16 protein-coding genes are annotated in these 18370 nt (G+C 63.3%); 6 read left to right on the top strand and 10 right to left on the bottom strand.

Going from position 1 to position 18370, the window contains the following annotated elements; all coding sequences use genetic code 11:
• Positions 1 to 78: 78 nt before the first annotated feature.
• The 5 genes from ribF to ispH all read left to right on the top strand — a co-directional run bounded on the left by ribF (position 79) and on the right by ispH (position 5862).
• On the top strand, positions 79 to 1017 hold the full coding sequence (ribF, locus tag IB255_RS27545; protein ID WP_081517337.1) for a bifunctional riboflavin kinase/FAD synthetase: 939 nt from the start codon (positions 79 to 81) through the stop codon (positions 1015 to 1017).
• A gap of 21 nt (positions 1018 to 1038) precedes the next feature.
• Positions 1039 to 3873 (top strand): isoleucine--tRNA ligase, encoded by a 2835-nt coding sequence (gene ileS / locus IB255_RS27540; protein ID WP_081517338.1) that lies wholly within the window; start codon positions 1039 to 1041, stop codon positions 3871 to 3873.
• Positions 3866 to 4375 (top strand): signal peptidase II, encoded by a 510-nt coding sequence (lspA, locus tag IB255_RS27535; protein WP_081517339.1) that lies wholly within the window; start codon positions 3866 to 3868, stop codon positions 4373 to 4375. Before ileS ends, lspA begins: the two co-directional genes overlap by 8 nt.
• Positions 4368 to 4820 (top strand): FKBP-type peptidyl-prolyl cis-trans isomerase, encoded by a 453-nt coding sequence (gene fkpB / locus IB255_RS27530; RefSeq protein WP_081517340.1) that lies wholly within the window; start codon positions 4368 to 4370, stop codon positions 4818 to 4820. Before lspA ends, fkpB begins: the two co-directional genes overlap by 8 nt.
• Before the next feature lie 97 nt (positions 4821 to 4917).
• Positions 4918 to 5862 (top strand): 4-hydroxy-3-methylbut-2-enyl diphosphate reductase, encoded by a 945-nt coding sequence (gene ispH / locus IB255_RS27525; protein WP_081517341.1) that lies wholly within the window; start codon positions 4918 to 4920, stop codon positions 5860 to 5862.
• A gap of 48 nt (positions 5863 to 5910) precedes the next feature.
• Here the strand turns inward: ispH and IB255_RS27520 are convergent, their stop codons facing one another.
• The 7 genes from IB255_RS27520 to IB255_RS27490 form a co-directional block, all read right to left on the bottom strand.
• The gene (locus tag IB255_RS27520; protein WP_081517342.1) at positions 5911 to 6324 is read right to left on the bottom strand and encodes a type IV pilin protein; all 414 of its coding nucleotides are present in this window, start codon (positions 6322 to 6324) and stop codon (positions 5911 to 5913) included.
• A gap of 42 nt (positions 6325 to 6366) precedes the next feature.
• Positions 6367 to 11088 (bottom strand): PilC/PilY family type IV pilus protein, encoded by a 4722-nt coding sequence (locus IB255_RS27515; protein ID WP_081517343.1) that lies wholly within the window; start codon positions 11086 to 11088, stop codon positions 6367 to 6369.
• A gap of 19 nt (positions 11089 to 11107) precedes the next feature.
• On the bottom strand, positions 11108 to 11575 hold the full coding sequence (locus IB255_RS27510; protein ID WP_081517344.1) for a PilX N-terminal domain-containing pilus assembly protein: 468 nt from the start codon (positions 11573 to 11575) through the stop codon (positions 11108 to 11110).
• The gene (locus tag IB255_RS27505) at positions 11575 to 12222 is read right to left on the bottom strand and encodes a PilW family protein (protein WP_230986120.1); all 648 of its coding nucleotides are present in this window, start codon (positions 12220 to 12222) and stop codon (positions 11575 to 11577) included. Before IB255_RS27505 ends, IB255_RS27510 begins: the two co-directional genes overlap by 1 nt.
• Positions 12219 to 12686 (bottom strand): type IV pilus modification protein PilV, encoded by a 468-nt coding sequence (pilV, locus tag IB255_RS27500; RefSeq protein WP_081517346.1) that lies wholly within the window; start codon positions 12684 to 12686, stop codon positions 12219 to 12221. Before pilV ends, IB255_RS27505 begins: the two co-directional genes overlap by 4 nt.
• The gene (locus IB255_RS27495) at positions 12683 to 13156 is read right to left on the bottom strand and encodes a GspH/FimT family pseudopilin (protein WP_081517347.1); all 474 of its coding nucleotides are present in this window, start codon (positions 13154 to 13156) and stop codon (positions 12683 to 12685) included. The genes pilV and IB255_RS27495 overlap by 4 nt, the downstream gene beginning before the upstream one ends.
• A 151-nt stretch (positions 13157 to 13307) precedes the next feature.
• Positions 13308 to 13838 (bottom strand): GspH/FimT family pseudopilin, encoded by a 531-nt coding sequence (locus IB255_RS27490; RefSeq protein ID WP_081517348.1) that lies wholly within the window; start codon positions 13836 to 13838, stop codon positions 13308 to 13310.
• 194 nt (positions 13839 to 14032) lie between these two features.
• Between IB255_RS27490 and thiO the strand changes: the two genes are divergently transcribed.
• Positions 14033 to 15142: a glycine oxidase ThiO gene (gene thiO, locus IB255_RS27485; RefSeq protein WP_081517349.1), complete on the top strand. Its 1110-nt coding sequence runs from the start codon at positions 14033 to 14035 to the stop codon at positions 15140 to 15142.
• Between the two features lie 13 nt (positions 15143 to 15155).
• On the opposite strand, the gene IB255_RS27480 is transcribed toward thiO, so the two are convergent.
• Genes IB255_RS27480 through IB255_RS27470 form a run of 3 tightly spaced genes read right to left on the bottom strand, consistent with a single transcriptional unit; the run spans position 15156 to position 18324 of the window.
• On the bottom strand, positions 15156 to 16493 hold the full coding sequence (locus tag IB255_RS27480; RefSeq protein WP_081517350.1) for a sigma-54-dependent transcriptional regulator: 1338 nt from the start codon (positions 16491 to 16493) through the stop codon (positions 15156 to 15158).
• 15 nt (positions 16494 to 16508) lie between these two features.
• Positions 16509 to 18098: a sensor histidine kinase gene (locus IB255_RS27475; RefSeq protein WP_081517351.1), complete on the bottom strand. Its 1590-nt coding sequence runs from the start codon at positions 18096 to 18098 to the stop codon at positions 16509 to 16511.
• On the bottom strand, positions 18088 to 18324 hold the full coding sequence (locus IB255_RS27470) for a PP0621 family protein (RefSeq protein ID WP_177429479.1): 237 nt from the start codon (positions 18322 to 18324) through the stop codon (positions 18088 to 18090). Before IB255_RS27470 ends, IB255_RS27475 begins: the two co-directional genes overlap by 11 nt.
• Between the last annotated feature and the right edge of the window lie 46 nt (positions 18325 to 18370).

The following is an 18370-nucleotide window of genomic DNA, read 5'->3' as shown; positions in this document are numbered from 1 at the left end:
TTGCGGCGACGGCATTTTGCCTGTCGCATGGCAACGGGTGCAGGTATAATCGACCACTTTCTGAGCAATACGCGCGCTATGCAGCTGCTTCGAGGCCTTCACAACCTGCGGCCCCTGTCCGGGGGCTGTGTCGCCACCATCGGTAACTTCGACGGCGTCCATCTCGGCCACCAGGCGATCCTGGGGCGTCTGCGCGAGCGGTCGCTGGAGCTGGGCGTGCCCAGCTGCGTGGTGATCTTCGAGCCGCAGCCGCGCGAGTACTTCGCTCCCGATGCCGCCCCGGTGCGCCTGACGCGCCTGCGCGAGAAGCTCGAACTGCTGCGCCAGTACGGCGTCGACTTCGTTCTCTGCCTGGCCTTCAACCGCCGTCTGCGCGAGTTGTCAGCCGCCGAGTTCGTCCGCCAGGTGCTGGTCGAGGGCCTGCGGGTCCGCCATCTGGAAGTGGGCGACGATTTCCGCTTCGGCTGCGACCGCTCCGGCGACTTCGCCTTCCTGGTCAACGCCAGCGCGGAGCAGGGCTTCACCGTCGAAGCCGCGACCACCGTGGAAGTCGACGGCATGCGCGTGAGCAGCTCGCGTATCCGCAAGGACCTGGCCGATGGCGACCTGCACATGGTCGAGCGCCTGCTGGGTCGTCCGTACAGCCTGGGCGGCCGCGTGCTGCACGGGCAGAAGCTGGGTCGCACGCTGGGCTCGCCCACCGCAAACATCCAGCTCAAGCGCCGCAAGGCGCCGCTCAACGGCGTTTACCTGGTCAGCACGATGGTGGCTGGCCAGCGCCGCAACGGGGTTGCCAACATCGGCACCCGACCGTCTGTGAATGGCGACGGCCGGCCCCACCTGGAAGTGCATCTGCTGGATTTCGCTGGCGATCTCTACGGCCAGCATCTGGACATCACTTTCCACCAGAAGCTGCGTGATGAGCAGCGTTTTGCCTCGCTCGAGGCACTCAAGGCGGCCATCCTCGCCGACATCGCCGCCGCCCGGGCCTACTGGCTGGGCCAACCGCTTGATTGAAGATCCTGAACAGGCCCTGAGATGACCGATTACAAAGCCACTCTGAACCTTCCCGAAACCGACTTCCCGATGAAAGCCGGCCTGCCGCAGCGCGAGCCGCAGACCCTGAAGCTCTGGAACGACATTGGCCTGTACCAGAAGCTGCGGAAGATTGGCGAAGGTCGCCCGAAATTCATCCTGCACGATGGCCCGCCCTACGCCAACGGCAGCATCCACATCGGTCACGCGGTCAACAAGATCCTCAAGGACATCATCGTCCGTTCCAAGACCCTGGCCGGCTACGACGCCCCCTATGTGCCGGGCTGGGACTGCCATGGCCTGCCGATCGAGCACAAGGTCGAGACCACCCACGGCAAGAACCTGCCGGCGGACAAGACCCGCGAACTGTGCCGCGAATACGCCGCCGAGCAGATCGAGGGGCAGAAGGCCGACTTCATCCGCCTGGGCGTGCTGGGCGAATGGGACAATCCCTACAAGACCATGAACTTCTCCAACGAGGCCGGCGAAATCCGCGCGCTCGCCGAGATGGTCAAGCAAGGCTTCGTGTTCAAGGGCCTGAAGCCGGTGAACTGGTGCTTCGACTGTGGCTCGGCCCTGGCCGAGGCGGAAGTCGAGTACGCCGACAAGAAGTCCGATGCCATCGACGTCGCCTTCCCGGTGGAAGACGCTGACAAGCTGGCCGCCGCCTTCGGTCTGGCCAGCCTGCCCAAGCCGACTGCCATCGTCATCTGGACCACCACCCCCTGGACCATCCCGGCCAACCAGGCGCTGAACGTCCATCCCGAATTCACCTACGCACTGGTGGATGTCGGCGATCGCCTGCTGGTGCTGGCCGAGGAACTGGTCGAGTCGAGCCTGGCGCGCTACGGCCTGGAAGGCAAGGTCATCGCCACCGCCCAGGGCGAGGCGCTGGACCTGATCCGTTTCCGCCACCCGTTCTACGAGCGCTTCTCGCCGGTCTACCTGGCCGAGTACGTCGAGCTGGGCGCCGGCACCGGCGTGGTTCACTCCGCCCCGGCCTACGGTGAGGACGACTTCCGTACCTGCAAGCATTACGGCATGAGCAACGACGACATCCTCAGCCCGGTGCAGAGCAATGGCGTCTATGTGGCCGACCTGCCGTTCTTCGGCGGCCAGTTCATCTGGAAGGCCAACCCGGCCATTGTCGCCAAGCTCGATGAAGTCGGCGCACTGCTCAAGCACGCCAGCATCAGCCACAGCTACATGCACTGCTGGCGCCACAAGACCCCGCTGATCTACCGCGCTACCGCGCAGTGGTTCGTCGGCATGGACAAGCAGCCGCAGACCGGTGCCACCCTGCGCGAGCGCGCGCTGGAGGCCATCACCCAGACCGAATTCGTGCCCACCTGGGGCCAGGCGCGCCTGCATGGCATGATCGCCGGCCGTCCGGACTGGTGCATCTCGCGTCAGCGCAACTGGGGCGTACCGATCCCGTTCTTCCTGCACAAGGCCACCGGTGAACTGCACCCGCGCACCGTCGAACTGATGGAAGCCGTCGCCCAGCGCGTCGAGAAGGAAGGCATCGAGGCCTGGTTCAAGCTCGACGCCGCCGAACTGCTGGGCGATGAAGCCGCGCAGTACGACAAGATCAACGACACCCTGGACGTCTGGTTCGACTCCGGCACCACCCACTGGCACGTGCTGCGCGGCTCCCATGCCGAGTTGGGCCACACCAGCGGTCCGGCCGCCGACCTCTACCTGGAAGGCTCCGACCAGCACCGCGGCTGGTTCCACTCCTCGCTGCTGACCGGCTGCGCCATCGACGGCCACGCGCCGTACCGCCAGCTGCTGACCCACGGCTTCACCGTGGACGAGTCCGGCCGCAAGATGTCCAAGTCCCTGGGCAACACCGTGGTGCCGCAGACCGTGATCGACAGCATGGGTGCCGACATCCTGCGCCTGTGGGTCGCGTCCACCGACTACTCCGGCGAGATCGCAGTTTCCCAGCAGATCCTCCAGCGCAGCGCCGACGCCTATCGTCGTATCCGCAATACCACGCGCTTCCTGCTGTCCAACCTGTCCGGCTTCGACCCGGCCAAGGACCTGCTGCCCAACGACCAACTGCTGGCCCTGGACCGCTGGGCCATCGACCGCGCGCTGCAGCTGCAGCGCGAGCTGGAAGAGGCCTACCGCGACTACCGCTTCTGGAACGTTTACTCCAAGGTGCACAACTTCTGCGTGCAGGAGCTGGGCGGCTTCTACCTGGACATCATCAAGGACCGCCAGTACACCACCCAGGCGGACAGTGTCGCCCGCCGTTCCTGCCAGACTGCGCTGTTCCACATCGCCGAGGCCCTGGTGCGCTGGATCGCGCCGATCATGGCCTTCACTGCCGAAGAGATCTGGAGCTTCATGCCGGGCGAGCGCGCCGAATCGGTGATGCTGAGCACCTGGTACGACGGTCTCTCCGAGCTGCCGGCCGACGCCGAGCTGGACCGCGCCTACTGGGATGAAATCATGGCTGCCAAGGCTGCCGTGAACAAGGAACTGGAGAACCTGCGCAGCGCCAAGACCATCGGCGGCAACCTGCAGGCCGAGATAACCCTCTACGCTGAAGACTCCCTGGCCAAGCGCCTGGAGAAACTGGGCAACGAGCTGCGCTTCGTGCTGATTACTTCCGCCGCCACCGTTGCGCCGCTGGCCGATGCACCGGCTGATGCGGTCGAGAGCGAACTGCCGGGCCTGAAGCTGAAGGTGGTCAAGTCCGCCCATGCCAAGTGCGGCCGTTGCTGGCACTTCCGCGCCGACGTGGGCAGCCACGCCGCGCACCCGGAGCTGTGCGGTCGCTGCGTCGAGAACATCGATGGCGCGGGCGAGGTGCGTCACTATGCCTAACGCCGATCGCTTCGGCCGCCTGCCCTGGCTGTGGATCACCGTGGTAGTGTTCGTCCTGGATCAGGTCACCAAGGCCTTCTTCCAGTCCGAACTGACCATGTACCAGCAGATCGTGGTCATTCCCGACCTGTTCAGCTGGACCCTTGCCTACAACACCGGCGCCGCGTTCAGCTTCCTGGCCGACAGCTCGGGCTGGCAGCGCTGGCTGTTCGCGCTGATCGCCATCGTGGTCAGTGTCGTGCTGGTGGTCTGGCTCAAGCGCTTGAAGCGCGGCGAGACCTGGCTGGCCATCGCCCTGGCCCTGGTGCTGGGCGGCGCGCTGGGCAACCTGTACGACCGCATGGTCCTGGGGCACGTGGTGGACTTCATCCTCGTGCACTGGCAGGACCGCTGGCGCTTCCCGGCCTTCAACCTGGCCGACAGCGCCATCACCGTCGGCGCCATCATGCTGGCGCTGGATATGTTCAAATCGAAGAATTCCGGAGAGACCGCCAATGGTTGATTCCTCTGACACCATTCAGCGCATCGGCGGCGACTCGAAGGTCACCCTGCATTTCGCCCTGAAGCTCGATGACGGCAACATCGTCGACAGTACCTTCGACAAGCAGCCGGCCACTTTCAAGGTCGGCGACGGCAACCTGCTGCCGGGCTTCGAGCAGGCGCTGTTCGGCCTGAAGGCTGGCGACAAGCGTACCCTGAGCATCGAGCCGGAGCAGGGCTTCGGCCAGCCGAACCCGGCCAACGTGCAGGTGATGCCGCGCGACCAGTTCCAGGACATGGAACTGGCCGAGGGGCTGCTGGTGATCTTCAACGATGCCGCCAAGACCGAACTGCCGGGCGTCGTGAAAGAGTTCGACGAGCAGCACGTCACCATCGACTTCAACCATCCGCTGGCCGGTAAAACGCTAGCGTTCGAAGTCGATATCATCGACGTACAACCAGCCTGATTGGCTGCACGGCTCGCCGCTGGCGGGCCGTTGCGCTTGAGGCGAAGTATTCCTACCGGCCCCTCGTGGGCCGGCTTGCGTAGCACCCGAGGCCACCATGCAAATCAAACTCGCCAATCCCCGCGGCTTCTGCGCCGGCGTCGACCGGGCGATCGAGATCGTCAACCGCGCCCTCGATGTCTTCGGCCCGCCGATCTATGTGCGCCATGAAGTGGTGCACAACAAGTTCGTGGTGGAGAACCTGCGCAACCGCGGCGCCGTGTTCGTCGAGGAACTCGACCAGGTGCCGGACGACACCATCGTCATCTTCAGCGCCCACGGCGTTTCCCAGGCGGTACGCAAGGAAGCCGAGAACCGTGGCCTGAAAGTCTTCGACGCCACCTGCCCGCTGGTGACCAAGGTGCACCTGGAAGTCGTGCGCTACAGCCGCGACGGCCACGAATGCATCCTGATTGGCCACGAGGGCCATCCGGAAGTGGAAGGCACCATGGGCCAGTACGACGACTCCAATGGCGGCGCCATCTACCTGGTGGAAGACGAGGAAGACGTGGCGGCGCTGGAGGTGCGTAATCCTGAAGCGCTGCACTTCGTCACCCAGACCACGCTGTCGATGGACGACACCTCGAAAGTGATCGACGCCCTGCGCGAAAAATTCCCCGCGATCATGGGGCCGCGCAAGAACGACATCTGCTACGCCACCCAGAACCGCCAGGATGCGGTGAAGGAACTGGCCGACCAGTGCGACCTGGTGCTGGTAGTCGGCAGCCCGAACAGTTCCAACTCCAATCGCCTGCGCGAGCTCGCCGAGCGCATGGGCACCCCAGGCTACCTGATCGACGGTGCCGAGGATATGCAGAAGGAGTGGTTCGACGGCGTGCAGCGCATCGGCATCACCGCTGGCGCTTCGGCTCCGGAAGTGCTGGTGCGCGGCGTGATCCAGCAACTGCGTGACTGGGGTGCGGAACCTGAAGTCGAGCTGGATGGGCGGGAAGAGAACATTACCTTCTCGATGCCCAAGGAGCTGCGGGTGAAGGCGATATAGATTTCGCGAGGATTAAAAAAGGTCGGCAATTGCCGACCTTTTTTGTTTTCAGATGCCGTTACAGGAGCCCCATTTGGTTGCCAACTCCCCGGTACCACCGCGGGCACCGGTCGAGCTGAGGGTAAGGGTGCCCTTGCTCCGCAGACGCCCCCCGGTAGTGGGCGTGGCGGTCAGGGTATAGCTGGTGGCATCCGACGCGGTGACTGCGATAGTCGCATCCTTGGCGGAGCCGTCTACGGGGCTGGACGCGTAGCCACCCAGGTTGGCGCCGGAATAGGTGTTGTTCTGCGCCCGGAATCGCTCCATCACATTGCCTGCACCTACCAGAACACTCTTGGCATTCTCGCAGGCCGCACGCCGGACATAGCCCTGGTAGCTCGGCAGGGCTATCGCAGTCAGGATGCCCACCACGATGACGGCCATCATCAGCTCGAGGAGGGTGAAGCCGGTTTGTCGTTTCATTACGAGATTTCCTTATGGCGGGTGTCGAGCACCCGCCTTGCATCAAGGATTGTTGGTGTCTATCCAGTAGGTTTTGCCCAGTGGCGGCATCGGGATCTTCTTGGGATCGATGGACGGGTCGGGCAGGACGTAGCAATCGTTGCCTGTGCAGTACAATTGCGGGTCGCCGGAAATACCTTCACTGTTGCTGTTGGTATAGCGATCAGAGTAAGTGCCGCTACCGCCAACTGGCACCGAAACCGGCGTGGCGTCCAGTAGCCGTACTCCGTAGGAGCGGTTGCGTCCGACCGACGCCTTGCATAGGGCGTTCGCCGAATTGGGCTCATAGGTGTTGAAGTACAGTTGCCCGCCTGCAGTGAGGGCACGCGACAGGACTTTCTCGCCACTGGCCTTCAAGGCGATATACCAGCCGCCGGAAGTAGACGCGAAGGCATCTGCCGCCGCCTGCTTGGCCGTGGCGTCCGTGCCCTGCACCAGGTTCTCGGTGGCGTTGTACAGGCTGCTTTCGGTCAAGGTGCCTTCGCTGGTAGTTGCTGCTGGCTTGACCAGAACGGAGGTGCGGAAAGCGTAGAAGCGATCCTGAATCACTTGGTTCAATGGATGCCCGCGGTAACCACTGCCGATATTGATGCTCAGTGCCGGGGTGCCTTTGACATTCAGCAGTGCGACGTCCGGCTCATGGTAGAAGCGCCGTGCAGCCGCGGCGGAGGTGCCGCCGATGCTGGCGAATACGCCATCATTGGAAGTGCCTGCGGGAGTGATGAGGTTGGCACCGCTCTGGCCGTTATTGATATAGAAGCGCCAGACCTGTCCGCCCATGTCGCCAACGAAGAACTGGTCGGCAAGGTGTTCCGAATCGCTGACCAGCGCTCCGCTGGCATCCTTCTGAATGTCGATGACGCGGACCGAGCTGGGCATGCTATAGCGCATCTTCGCCAGGGTGGCTGTGTGACCGGTAGCATTGCTTGCTGACCAGATCAGTCCGCCGGTACGGGCGTTGACGATGTAAATAGCGTTACCCTGAGTATCGACGGTATAGACGCTGTCGCCATTGTTGAGCGTGTCCTGGTTCGGGTCATAGCCGCCAGCAAAGATCAGGACATCGGTCAGTGTCCCGCCCACGTTGATACGGGTTTTCACCGGTGCTGACCACGTCTGCCCCAGTTTTGTGAAGCTGCCGGAGCCACCGTTGATCTGCCAGAGGAGCTTGGGATTAGCCTTGTCGGTGATGTCCATCGCGTAGATGTTCCGCCCCCCGCGGCCCATGGTGGCGTAGGCATAGACGAACTCGCCGTCGTTCAGTCCGCTGGTGGTGCGGGCTGTTGGGTCGCCATAGATCACCCCATTGTTGTTGGCGTCGTTGACCCAGACCGTCACGCTGCTGTCCATGCCATAGCGTCGCGGTTTCTGCGAAGTGGAACGGTCATCTGCGCGCAGGAGATCAATGTTGGGTAGCAGTGCCTCCGGTATGAAGCCGAACTGTTCTACGCCGCTCGAAGTATCGAACAACTGCACGAAGCCTTCGTTGGTGCCGACGATGGCGTACTGATCGGCATTGTCCTCGCCCGAGCTGGTGAGACATTGACCTGCACTGTTGTAACCCTTGCAGCCGTAAGTGAAGAGGCGAGGCGTGGAGTGGATCATGTCGCCAAGGGCGTTGCGGGCCGTCGTGCCGTTGCTGTCCAGGCCGCGGATGTAGTTGATCGCCTGATCCTTGAGGGTGGCGTTTCCTACCTCGAACATTGTGGTGGTGAGGTTGGTGTTGTTGGTCAGCAGCTTGTACGCATTGGCGTTCAGGTTCACTCCGCCGCTGGGGACCGCGCCGTAATAGGTAAACAGCTTGCGGTCCGCCGGTGCCTGCAGTTTGTGCGCTGCGCCACCTTTTGCGATGTCGTTACCGTCGCGCCCATTGTCCGGGTCAGGCCAGTAGCTCTGGGCGTTGCTCTTGAAGAAGCCGGTGTTGGGATCAATGGCTGCGGCCCCGTCGGCATCGACGATGGTAGCGACGCCATTTTCTGTCTTCAGGCGATAGCGTTTCAGGTTTCCAGGCCAGCGATCGGTTGCCGAGGGGCGGAAGAGGGCGAAGTACAGCTGGTCCTTGTTGTCCTGGCGGTTGAAGCTGTTCACCGGGGCGCTTGAGTTGACAAACGTGGTGTTGGTCGCCAGCGCCTCCTGGAGGATCGCATTGAAGGCTTTCGCCAGATCGCTGGCATTGTTGGCGGTGTAGCTCGTGCCGCCGCCATTGTGGGCTAGATCGTCCAGGAAGGTCTGCGCCTGCTGGTTGGCCTGCAAGGCGAAGCCAATGGTGTGGGTGGTGACGAAGTTGTTGCCGTCGAAGTCGGTCTGGTCAGTGGTGGCCAACCAGCGTGTGAGTTCTCGCCCGCACAACTCATCGTCGTTCGAGTTGCCGCAGGACGTGCCGGTCATGTTGGCGATGCCGCGAGTTGCTGTCGTGGTATTGCCGTTGGCCTGGCCATCGGTCAGCAACACCATGAAGGTCGCCTGACAGGCGCTGGTAATGGGGCTGGTGTTGGTGTTGTTGTGCTTGGTCGGCAGTTGGGTGAGATACCCGGCGGCCTCGTAAAGAGCTGGCACGAGTGGTGTACCGCCATCCGCAGTCATGTTCTGCACCAGGTCATTGGTGTAGTTGCGGATGGTGTAGCTGTTGCTTCCCAGGCCGCCGGTCTGCAGCTTGATGTTCAGTTTGATGGCATCGGCCGGACTGTTTTCATAGGTGCGCAAGGTCAGGTTGCTGGTGCTGGGCTGGGTCAGGAAAACGCTCAGGGCGTTACCGTCGACCCAGTTGTTGCTAGTGGCGAAAACGCTCTGCAGGTTGGTCACCAACCCGGCTGCCTTACAGGTGACCGGAATACCGGGGCCAGTACTGGTGAAGGTGCAACTGGTGCCTGCGGTCTTGCTGCGCGAGCCCAGGTTGTTGTCTGCGGCGCTGAAGGCGGCCGAGTTGGCGCTGCGTTCGAAGCTCACGTTGACGGTGCCGGTGGTGCCCGCGGCAGAGTTGGGAGTCACGGTGATTCCCGCTTCCATGACCGTAGCGCCTGCCCTGACCGGAACCTTCTGGAAGCGCGCGCCAATGATGCTGTAGCTCACGCGATTGGCGGTGGTCTCCAGCGGCACCGAGGTTTCGGTGATGCTGACCTTGTTGGGGTTGTCCGAGCCGAACCAGCTGGTCGTCGGCAGATAGTACTGGCGACCGTCGTCCTTGGGGTCAAGCATGGACACATCGAGAATGGGGTTCAGGCAGCCGGTATCACCTCCGGTGTAGGTGACCTTGAGCACGGGCTGCAAACTGCTGCCGTCATCGTAGGAGTAGGCCACGCGATTGCCGTTGCCGGAGGTCGGGGTGAGGAAGAACGCCATGGCGTTGTTGCCACACCAACTGGAGTTGCTGACGACCGCCTGGACTTGCGCCCTGACTTCGGGGCCTTGCACATAGAGCGGCGGATTCTGCGTACGCCATTCGGGCGCGGCCCAGGATGCGGCGCTCGTTTTGGTGCGGGCAGTGAAGTCTTCCGTTGCCGTGAAGGTCGCAGCGTTGCCCGCATTCTGCGCGGTAACGTCAAAGGTTACCGGGCGGTCGTCGGACCCTGCGGGCACGAAGTCGATGCGAGCCGAAGTGATGTTTGCGCCCTGGGGGATGGCGACGGTCTGGAAGCGCAAGCCCGTGGTGCGGCTGTTGTCTTCGCTGCCGCTATAGGTGACGACAAGTTTGGGCGAGCTATTGGTGTCGCCGACGTTATAGGTGAAGTTATTGTTGTTGGTCGAGCGCAACCGCAGCGCGACGTCGGAGATCGGATTCTTCGCCGGTGCTACATCTTTGAGGGAATTCAGCAGCGCCGTGACGTCGAGGGAATGATCGAGTGTGGTACCGACCTTGACACTGTTCTTGGCAGTCGTCGCGGTGAAGATGCTGGAGTCGATCAGAGTGCTGTCGTTGAAGGCACCTGGCGTCTTTGCATTGACTGCCGAGATGTTGAACGCCCTGCTGGCTGTGTCCGTGGTAGTGGTGATGTAGAGCTTGGCGTCAGTGATGGTAACGCCTGCCGGGATGTTGAGGTTGCGGAACAGGAACAGCCCGTCATAGCGCAGGGTGCCTGACCCGCTACGCGCGTTGAGGGTGGTGGTGGGGCCGGAGCAGACGCTGCTGGAGGATGCCGCCTTGACCGAGCAGGTGTAGTTGCCCTGGATGTAATAGGAGGAATTGTTGTTCGAGTAGGTCGAGTCGACACTGAGGGATCGGGTGATACTTGCCGTGTTGGGGGCGGCGTTTCTGACATAGCCCATGACCAGCGAGTCGTCACTCAACTGGTTGCCGGTCGTGCCGGTCGTCTGCCGTGTCACGTCATCGGTGCCGCTGGCCAGCGAGGGAGTCGGCATCTTGGTGTTGATCGACTGCTCGATGTACTGCACGGGCGAAAGGATTCGCGAGTTGTTCGTGGTCTGGTTCAGGTCCATGACCCCGACGTTCACACCGGTGGTGCCGTTGAGAAGTGTCGCGAACGTTTCCTTCATGGTCGGCATGCGGGTCGCGCCGCCATTGCAGCGCGTACTGTCGCGGTCCAGGCAATAGGCCATGGAGCCGGAGTCATCGAGGATGAACAGTACGTTGGGGCGAATACCCTGGTCGATGGCGGAGCCGCCGAAAAAGATTTCGGTATCGTCGGCGTAGCTGGCACCGCCCTGGAACAGGGTGCCGAACAGCAACGAGGAGGCCAGGAGCGGGCGGATACGGGTTTTCTTGTGCATGGCGAATCCAGGTTGATGTTCAGTAACGTACCAGGTAACCCTGCAGGTGCTTCGCGCGCGCAGGGTTGTTGGAATCGGCGCAGCCGGTGTCGGCACAGGATTTACCCGTGCTCTCGATGTTGAAGCAGGCGTACTGGAATGAAGCTCCGCCGTCCGCTGCGTTGAGCGAGTAAGCCGGGATCACTGATACGCAGGTTCCAGGCGCTGCTGCGGTTGCGCTGTACTTCACCTTCCCTGCCCAGTCGCTACTGGCCCCGGGCGTGATGGTGATCGCCTGGACCCGCGGGCTTTTCAGATAGCTATCGATCCAGCCCTGGATACCGCTTTCCGCTGCCTGGAAGGCGACGTTCTGCTGCTGACTGTTGGCCGCCATGCGCTCCTGCAGTGTCGAGCGGGAGGCCGCGGCGATGGCGATGATGGTGAGCAGCAGCAGGAGTACCAGGCTGACCACCAGTGCGACACCGGTTTGTGAAGTACGAGAATTCATCAGAGGCGATTCCTGAGTTCGTAGGTGCCGGTGAAAGAACGCGAGACTTCGTTGCGGCTGTCCGTGATGGTCAGTGTCAACCTCACCGCCCTGGCCGCGTCGAGTTGCGTTTGGGTAGCGGCACTGCTGTCTTTCCAGCTCATCAAGCCGGCTTCTTCCACTCCAAGTTGCACGGAGCTGATGGCAGCGTTGGCGAGAATGGGGGTGGCGTTACCGCCATTCAGCGATTGGCAGATACGTGAAACGCCGTTGGCCGTGCAGGTTGAATAGGTCACGTTGTACAGATACAGCGTGGCGTCGCTACACGTTTTGTTGCCGCCGAAGGTCGTGCCGGTGTTGGCGGTGGTGGCATAGCGGAAAGTGATGCCATTGGTGGCCTTTGCCAGGGCGGCAGAGGGAAAGGTCAGGCTGCCGACCGGCAGGGAATTCGAAGGGGAGCTGCATCCCAGATATCCCGAACGTCGAGCGTCGGCGCCTATCACCTCCAGCGCAATGCGACCGCTCTCCTGGACCTGTGCGAGGGCGCTGTTGGTCTTGTCGGTCTGGCTGGTGTCGCTGAACAGTTGCAATACGCCGAGCAGCAAAAGCGAGCTGATCAGGATTGCAATCATCAGCTCGATAAGGGAGAGACCGGATTGTCGATTCACAGGTCGATCCTCAAGCTGAACGACGGGTTGGATGAGCTCGATATGGCAGAGCCTGTATCCGACCAATTGATAGTGATGGTGTACTGGTTGGGGGCGACCCGGCCTATGGTGGCGGTGGCATCGGGGAGCGCCGTTTTCAATGCGCCTCGCCACTGGAATAGATCCAGCTGAGCCTGCTGCTGGGCTGTGCAGCCCGCCGTGTTGCAGGAAGGGGCGGTGCTGTCGGCGGCGCCACTGGCCAGTGTGTAGTCATTGCTGCTGATGGCCTGGGTGCGGTTGACGCGCATGCGCTCCACCAGGTCGTAGGCCATCAGGCTGGCCTGGCTGCGCCGGTAGGCGCCTTGACTGGATTGCAGACTGGTTGTCATCAGCGTCGCCATGCCGAGCAGGCCGACCGCCAACACCACCAGTGCGATCATGACCTCAATGAGAGTGAAGCCTTGCTCCTCACGGTTCCTCCTCATGGGCACGCGCTCCCGCTGCAGGCCTGGCCGATGGCGTTGACGGATATCTGGCGCGATGAGGGCCGAGAATCGGCAATGGTGATCGTGGCAGCGCTGGTCGTGCCATTCGAGGAATAGGTGATTTGGCTGGCGGAACCGGTGATGGTCACCGCATCGCTGACCGCAGGGATGACCTTGACTATGGTCGTGCCGCGCTTCACCAGTGCGCCGAGGCTCCAGTTGGTGTCGGTTGAGCAGGCACTGGCATCGGCGTTGGCGCCGCATATGCTGATATCGGTGCGCTGCATTACCGCTTCGCTGCGCGCAAGCTGGAGCGCTCCCAGCAGCGAGTTGGTCGTACTGGTAAGTCTGTTGTCGAGTATCAGTGTGCGAAAGCTCGGGATGCCGATCGAGGCAAGGATGGCGATGATCGCTATGACCACCATCAGTTCGATCAAGCTGAATCCAGATATGTCCTTATGGCGCGACATGTGCGCATGTCCTCACGGTTTATTGTGGGCAATGCTGTCAACTTGCGTAGGAAATGTCCCTTTTTGAATGATGACCGATACAAATCGCGCGATGTTCGGTCATGTGCCTTTGTCATTTGTGAGCGCCTTCTCGGTATGAGTGTGAAGACGTCTAGTTCGCACAATAGAGCTCGGTTGTGCCGGCTTCGGTACGGATGCGCCCCGCCTTGTTGAACACGATGTGGTAACTCGTTCGACCCGCGCCGCAGAGCGTCAGCGTGCCGGAGTGGAAGGCGCCGTTGGGCTGGATCGCATTGCCGCGCGGCGTGAAGTGGAGGTAGCGCCGCGAGGTGCTGTCGGTGTGGATGCTGATACCACTCAGGGGGCCATGGGCCGCGAGCGGAAGTTGTTGTGGGGTGCGGATGCCGCTATTGCTGGCGTCGGCGAACACCTCCCAGCCGGCGGCCCAATCGCTGCCGGTCGCTGCGATGCTGACCGGTTGTCCGCTGTGTGCGGCCGATTCACGGGCGAAGTTCAGGGCGTTGCGCAGTTCCTGGGTCGCTGTGCTAGCCCGCTGGTTCTGCAGCAGTTCGCTGAAGCTTGGGGCCGCGATGGAGAGTGCGATCGCCAGTATCGCGAGGGTGAACAGCAGTTCAACGAGGGTGAAGCCCAGCTCCCTGGTAACGGATCGTTCCCTGGCCATGGTTCGCTTCCTGGCAGTTGCGGTGCGGGAAGTATTGGCCGCTGACCACCACCTGCATGCCAGTAAGTTGGGTAGACACTGTAGGAGCGGTCCGATGCCGCACCGACTTCCGTCTTGCTCCGTCGACGGCACATGCCCGGTATAGTGTGCGGCCGGCGATGGGCCGTTGATTTTCCTGTGATGTGGGGCGTGGTATGCCGGACATGATCGTAGTGGGCGGTGGGGTGGTGGGCATGCTGACTGCCTGGACTCTGGGGCAGGCGGGTGCCGAGGTGGTGCTGCTGGAAAAGGGGGAGACCGGGCGCGAAGCGTCCTGGGCCGGCGGCGGCATCGTCTCGCCGCTCTATCCGTGGCGCTACAGCTCGGCGGTCGCCAACCTGGCTCACTGGTCGCAGGACTTCTATCCCCAGCTGGGCGAACGTCTGCTCGCTGATACCGGGCTCGATCCGGAAGTACACGTCACCGGCCTCTACTGGCTGGACCTGGACGATCAGGCCGAAGCCCTGGCGTGGGCCAGGACCCATGGCCGCCCGCTTTCGGAAGTGGATATCGGCGCCGTGCATGAAGCTGTCCCGGTGCTGGGGCAAGGTTTCGAACGCGCGGTGTACATGTCCGGCGTGGCCAACGTGCGCAACCCGCGGCTGGCCAAGTCGCTCCGCCAGGCGCTGGTGCAACTGCCAAATGTGAGCGTGCAGGAGCAGGTCGAGGTGACCGGCTTTCTGAAGCAGGGCGATAGCGTGACAGGCGTCCGCACGGGGCAGGGTGATTTCACTGCCGACGCGGTGGTGCTCGCGGCCGGTGCCTGGAGCGGCGAGCTGCTGGCGAAGCTTGGGCTGGAGCTGCCGGTCGAGCCGGTGAAGGGGCAGATGATTCTCTATCGCTGCGCCCCGGATTTCCTCTCCAGCATGGTGCTGGCCAAAGGTCGCTACGCGATTCCGCGTCGCGACGGGCACATTCTGGTGGGCAGTACGCTGGAGCACGCCGGTTTCGACAAGACCCCGTCGGACGAGGCGCTGAGCAGCCTGCGCGCTTCGGCAGAGGAGCTGATTCCCGCGCTGGCGGGCATGGAACCGGTGAATCACTGGGCTGGGCTGCGTCCGGGCTCGCCGCAGGGCATTCCCTTCATCGGCGAGGTTCCCGGTCACCCGGGGTTGTGGCTGAACACCGGCCATTACCGCAATGGGCTGGTGCTGGCGCCGGCGTCCTGCCAGTTGCTGGCGGACCTGATGCGGAAGCGTCAGCCGATCATCGAAGCGGCACCCTATGCGCCAGAAGGGCGCCTGGTGGCGACGCCCATCGTCTGAATGCGGCTGGGGATCAGTCGATCCCCAGTTTCTTCAGGCGGTAGCGCATGGAGCGGAAGGTCAGTCCCAGGCGCTGCGCCGCCGCTGTCCGGTTCCAGCGCGTCTCTTCCAGCGCCTGCATGATCAGCTTGCGCTCGATGTCCTCGAGGTAATCCTCGAGGTTGTCGATCTGTGCCAGGCTCGCGTCGCCACCGCCGTCTGCCGTGCTGGTTTCGGCCAGGCGCAGGTCGTGAGGCTGGATGACGTCATCCTCGCAGAGCGTGTAGGCGCGCTCCAGCATGTTCTCCAGCTCCCGCACGTTGCCGGGGAAGCGGTAGCTCTTGAGCTTCTCCAGCGCATCGGCGCTGACCGCCGCGGCAGCCAGTCCGTTGTCGCCGGCCAGGCGCTTGAGCACGCGGTCGGTCAGCAGCGGGATGTCTTCGCGGCGCTCGCGCAGCGGCGGAACCCGCAGTTCGATGACGTTCAGGCGGTAGTAGAGGTCCTGGCGGAATCGGCCAGCGGCCACTTCGGAGGCCAGGTCCTTGTGGGTGGCGCAGAGAACGCGCACGTCCACCGCGACCTCCTGCTGGCCGCCCACGGCGCGCACGGCCTTCTCCTGGATGACGCGCAGCAGTTTGACCTGCATGGGCAGCGGCAGGTCGGCGACTTCGTCGAGGAACAGCGTGCCGCCGTTGGCCGCCTGGAACAGGCCGAGCTTGTCTTCCACGGCACCGGTGAAGCTGCCTTTCTTGTGGCCGAAGAACTCGCTTTCCATCAGCTCGGACGGAATGGCGCCGCAGTTGACCGGCACGAAGGTCTGGGTCTCGCGCGGGCCCTGCTCGTGGATCAGTCGGGCCACCAGCTCCTTGCCGCTGCCGGACTCACCGCTGATGTACACCGGCGCCTGGCTGCGGGCGAGCTTGGCGACCTGGTTGCGCAGGGTGCGCATGGGCGGCGAATCACCCAGCAGGCGGCTGTCCACCGGCGCTTCCTCGGCCTCCGGCGAGCGCAGGCGCAGGGCCGAATTCACCAGCTCGCGCAGGCGGGCAAGGTCCACCGGTTTGGTCAGGAAGTCGAAGGCGCCAGCCTTGAGGGCCTGCACCGCGGTGTCGAGGCTGCCGAAGGCGGTGATCATCGCCACCGGCATCTGCGGATGGCGCTGCTGGATGTATTGCACCAGGTCCAGGCCGGTGCCATCGGGCAGGCGCATGTCGGTGAGGCAGAAGTCGAAGGGCTCGCGGGCCAGGAAGTCGCGGGCTTCCTTGACGTTGCGAGCGCTGCGGGTGTCCAGCTTCATGCGGCCGAGGGTGATCTCCAGCAGCTCGCGGATGTCGGGTTCGTCGTCGACGATCAGGGCTTTTTGACGGCTCATGCTCTTTGCGTCTTCTTAGCTTTGTTTGCGCGGGTGGGCGAAGGTGAGGCGGAAGCAGCTGCCGCCTTCGTCACGCGTCTTGTAGTCCAGCCGGGCCTGGTTGCTTTCGCACAGCTCACGAGAGATGTACAGGCCAAGGCCGGTGCCCTTGCTTTCAGTGGTGAAGAACGGCTCGAACAGCTTCACCCGCTGATCGGCAGCGATGCCGGGACCGTCATCGAGCACTTCCAGTACGGGCAGGTCGGTCTCGCTGTCGCGGAACAGACGCAGCCATACCTGGCCGGTGCCGTTCTTCTGAGTGCTGTACCGTAACCCATTCTGCACGAGGTTGGTCAGTACCTGCGTCAACTGGTGCGGGTCCATGCGCGTCTGCACGGTGCCCTGGCCGGTTTCCACATGGATCTGCTGGTCCTCGCGCAGGCTCTCGCGCATCTCGCCGGCGTAGCGGTGCAGCCAGTACTTCAGGTCCAGCAGTTGCGGCTCGGCCTGGCGCCGGCGTGACAGCTGGAGGACGTTTTCGATGACCAGGTTCATGCGCCGCGACTGGTCCTGGATGATCTGCGTCAGGCGCCGGTCAGGCTTGTCCAGTTCCTCGGACTCCAGCAGCAATTGCGCTGCATGGCTGATGGCGCCCAGCGGGTTGCGGATCTCATGGGCAATACCCGCGGTGAGCCGGCCCAGGGCGGCGAGCTTGAGCTGCTGGGCCTGCTGGGCGATCTGCGAGATATCCTCGAGGAACATCAGGATGTGCTGTTCGTTGTCCCGGCGCAGGGGGATAAAGCTTGGCTGCACGGTCGGGCCGGACTCCACGGGCTGCAGGCTCGGTGGGCGCAGGGCGGGGTTCTGCTGCCACTGCTGCAGGCTGGAGACCAGCTGCGGGCTGTACTCTGCCAGCGAGTGGCCGGGAAGGTCGTGGCCGCCCAGCAGGGTGGTGGCGCTCTGGTTGGCCAGCAGTACCCGGTGGCGATCGCCCAGCACCAGGATGCCGGTGCGCATGCGCTGCAGGATCAGCGCATTCAATTCCTCAAGGTTGGCCACCGTGGTGGCGCGCTGCTCGGCGATGCTCTCGACGATCTGCTGGCGCCGTGCCAGGGCCTGGATCAACAGGGCCGAGGCGAAGCTCAGGGCGCCCAGCCCGCCGGCCTGCACGTAATGGTTGATGGCCGTGGGTTGGCTGAGGCTCAGATAGAAGGTCAGGTAGATCAGGCCGATGGCGGCGATGGCGGCGATGAGCAGGCCGATGCGGCCCCGCAGCAGGATGTTGGCGATGGCCACCGCAACCACCATCAGGTTGCCGATGCCGCTGGGAATGCCGCCCGCGGTATAGAACAGGGCGCTGAGTAGAAGTATGTCCAGCGCCGCCAGGAGGAAGATCGGCAAGAGCTGGCGCGGCGTTGGCATCAGCACTGCGATCAGGATGTTGAGGACCAGGTAGATCCAGCAGCCGACGTGGAACAGCTCGGGGTGGGCCAGTTTCAGCAGCTCATCGTCCAGGCTGCTGGAGATCAGCAGCACCAGCACCAGCCCGATGGTCAGGCGGTACAGGTGGTACAGGCGCAGGACCCGCAGGCCCTGCCCCGTGAGGGAGATGCCTTCAGCGACCACGGTCGGCGCGGTCCTGTTCGAGGTGCGCGCGGCTGCAGTACCACTGGCTCTCGTCCTGCAGGGCGTGGGTCTGCGGTACATGCACGCCGCACTGCGCACAGCGGACCATCGGTGCGGCCGGGTCGTCGCCCTTGGGCTTCTCGGCGGGGCGGGCCGGCCGGGTAGCTTTGCGCCACAACCACCAGCCGAAGGCGAAGAGGGCGATCCAGAACAGCAGACGGGTCATGGCAATCCCTTGTGCATAAAGAGCGGCAGTTTATCCAAGCCACGCG

Origin of the sequence: Pseudomonas sp. PDM22, from assembly GCF_014851965.1 — a bacterium.
GTDB lineage: Bacteria > Pseudomonadota > Gammaproteobacteria > Pseudomonadales > Pseudomonadaceae > Pseudomonas.
The sequence above is the reverse complement of the archived record's forward strand: the minus strand, read 5'-3'. Positions and strand labels throughout refer to the sequence as shown.

Bases quoted from the DNA above. Each gene is read 5' to 3' on its own strand.
- ribF (WP_081517337.1), top strand. From the start codon at position 79: ATGCAGCTGCTTCGAGGCCTTCACAACCTGCGGCCCCTGTCCGGGGGC.
- ileS (WP_081517338.1), top strand. From the start codon at position 1,039: ATGACCGATTACAAAGCCACTCTGAACCTTCCCGAAACCGACTTCCCG.
- lspA (WP_081517339.1), top strand. From the start codon at position 3,866: ATGCCTAACGCCGATCGCTTCGGCCGCCTGCCCTGGCTGTGGATCACC.
- fkpB (WP_081517340.1), top strand. From the start codon at position 4,368: ATGGTTGATTCCTCTGACACCATTCAGCGCATCGGCGGCGACTCGAAG.
- ispH (WP_081517341.1), top strand. From the start codon at position 4,918: ATGCAAATCAAACTCGCCAATCCCCGCGGCTTCTGCGCCGGCGTCGAC.
- IB255_RS27520 (WP_081517342.1), bottom strand. From the start codon at position 6,324: ATGAAACGACAAACCGGCTTCACCCTCCTCGAGCTGATGATGGCCGTC.
- IB255_RS27515 (WP_081517343.1), bottom strand. From the start codon at position 11,088: ATGCACAAGAAAACCCGTATCCGCCCGCTCCTGGCCTCCTCGTTGCTG.
- IB255_RS27510 (WP_081517344.1), bottom strand. From the start codon at position 11,575: ATGAATTCTCGTACTTCACAAACCGGTGTCGCACTGGTGGTCAGCCTG.
- pilV (WP_081517346.1), bottom strand. From the start codon at position 12,686: ATGAGGAGGAACCGTGAGGAGCAAGGCTTCACTCTCATTGAGGTCATG.
- IB255_RS27495 (WP_081517347.1), bottom strand. From the start codon at position 13,156: ATGTCGCGCCATAAGGACATATCTGGATTCAGCTTGATCGAACTGATG.
- IB255_RS27490 (WP_081517348.1), bottom strand. From the start codon at position 13,838: ATGGCCAGGGAACGATCCGTTACCAGGGAGCTGGGCTTCACCCTCGTT.
- thiO (WP_081517349.1), top strand. From the start codon at position 14,033: ATGCCGGACATGATCGTAGTGGGCGGTGGGGTGGTGGGCATGCTGACT.
- IB255_RS27480 (WP_081517350.1), bottom strand. From the start codon at position 16,493: ATGAGCCGTCAAAAAGCCCTGATCGTCGACGACGAACCCGACATCCGC.
- IB255_RS27470 (WP_177429479.1), bottom strand. From the start codon at position 18,324: ATGACCCGTCTGCTGTTCTGGATCGCCCTCTTCGCCTTCGGCTGGTGG.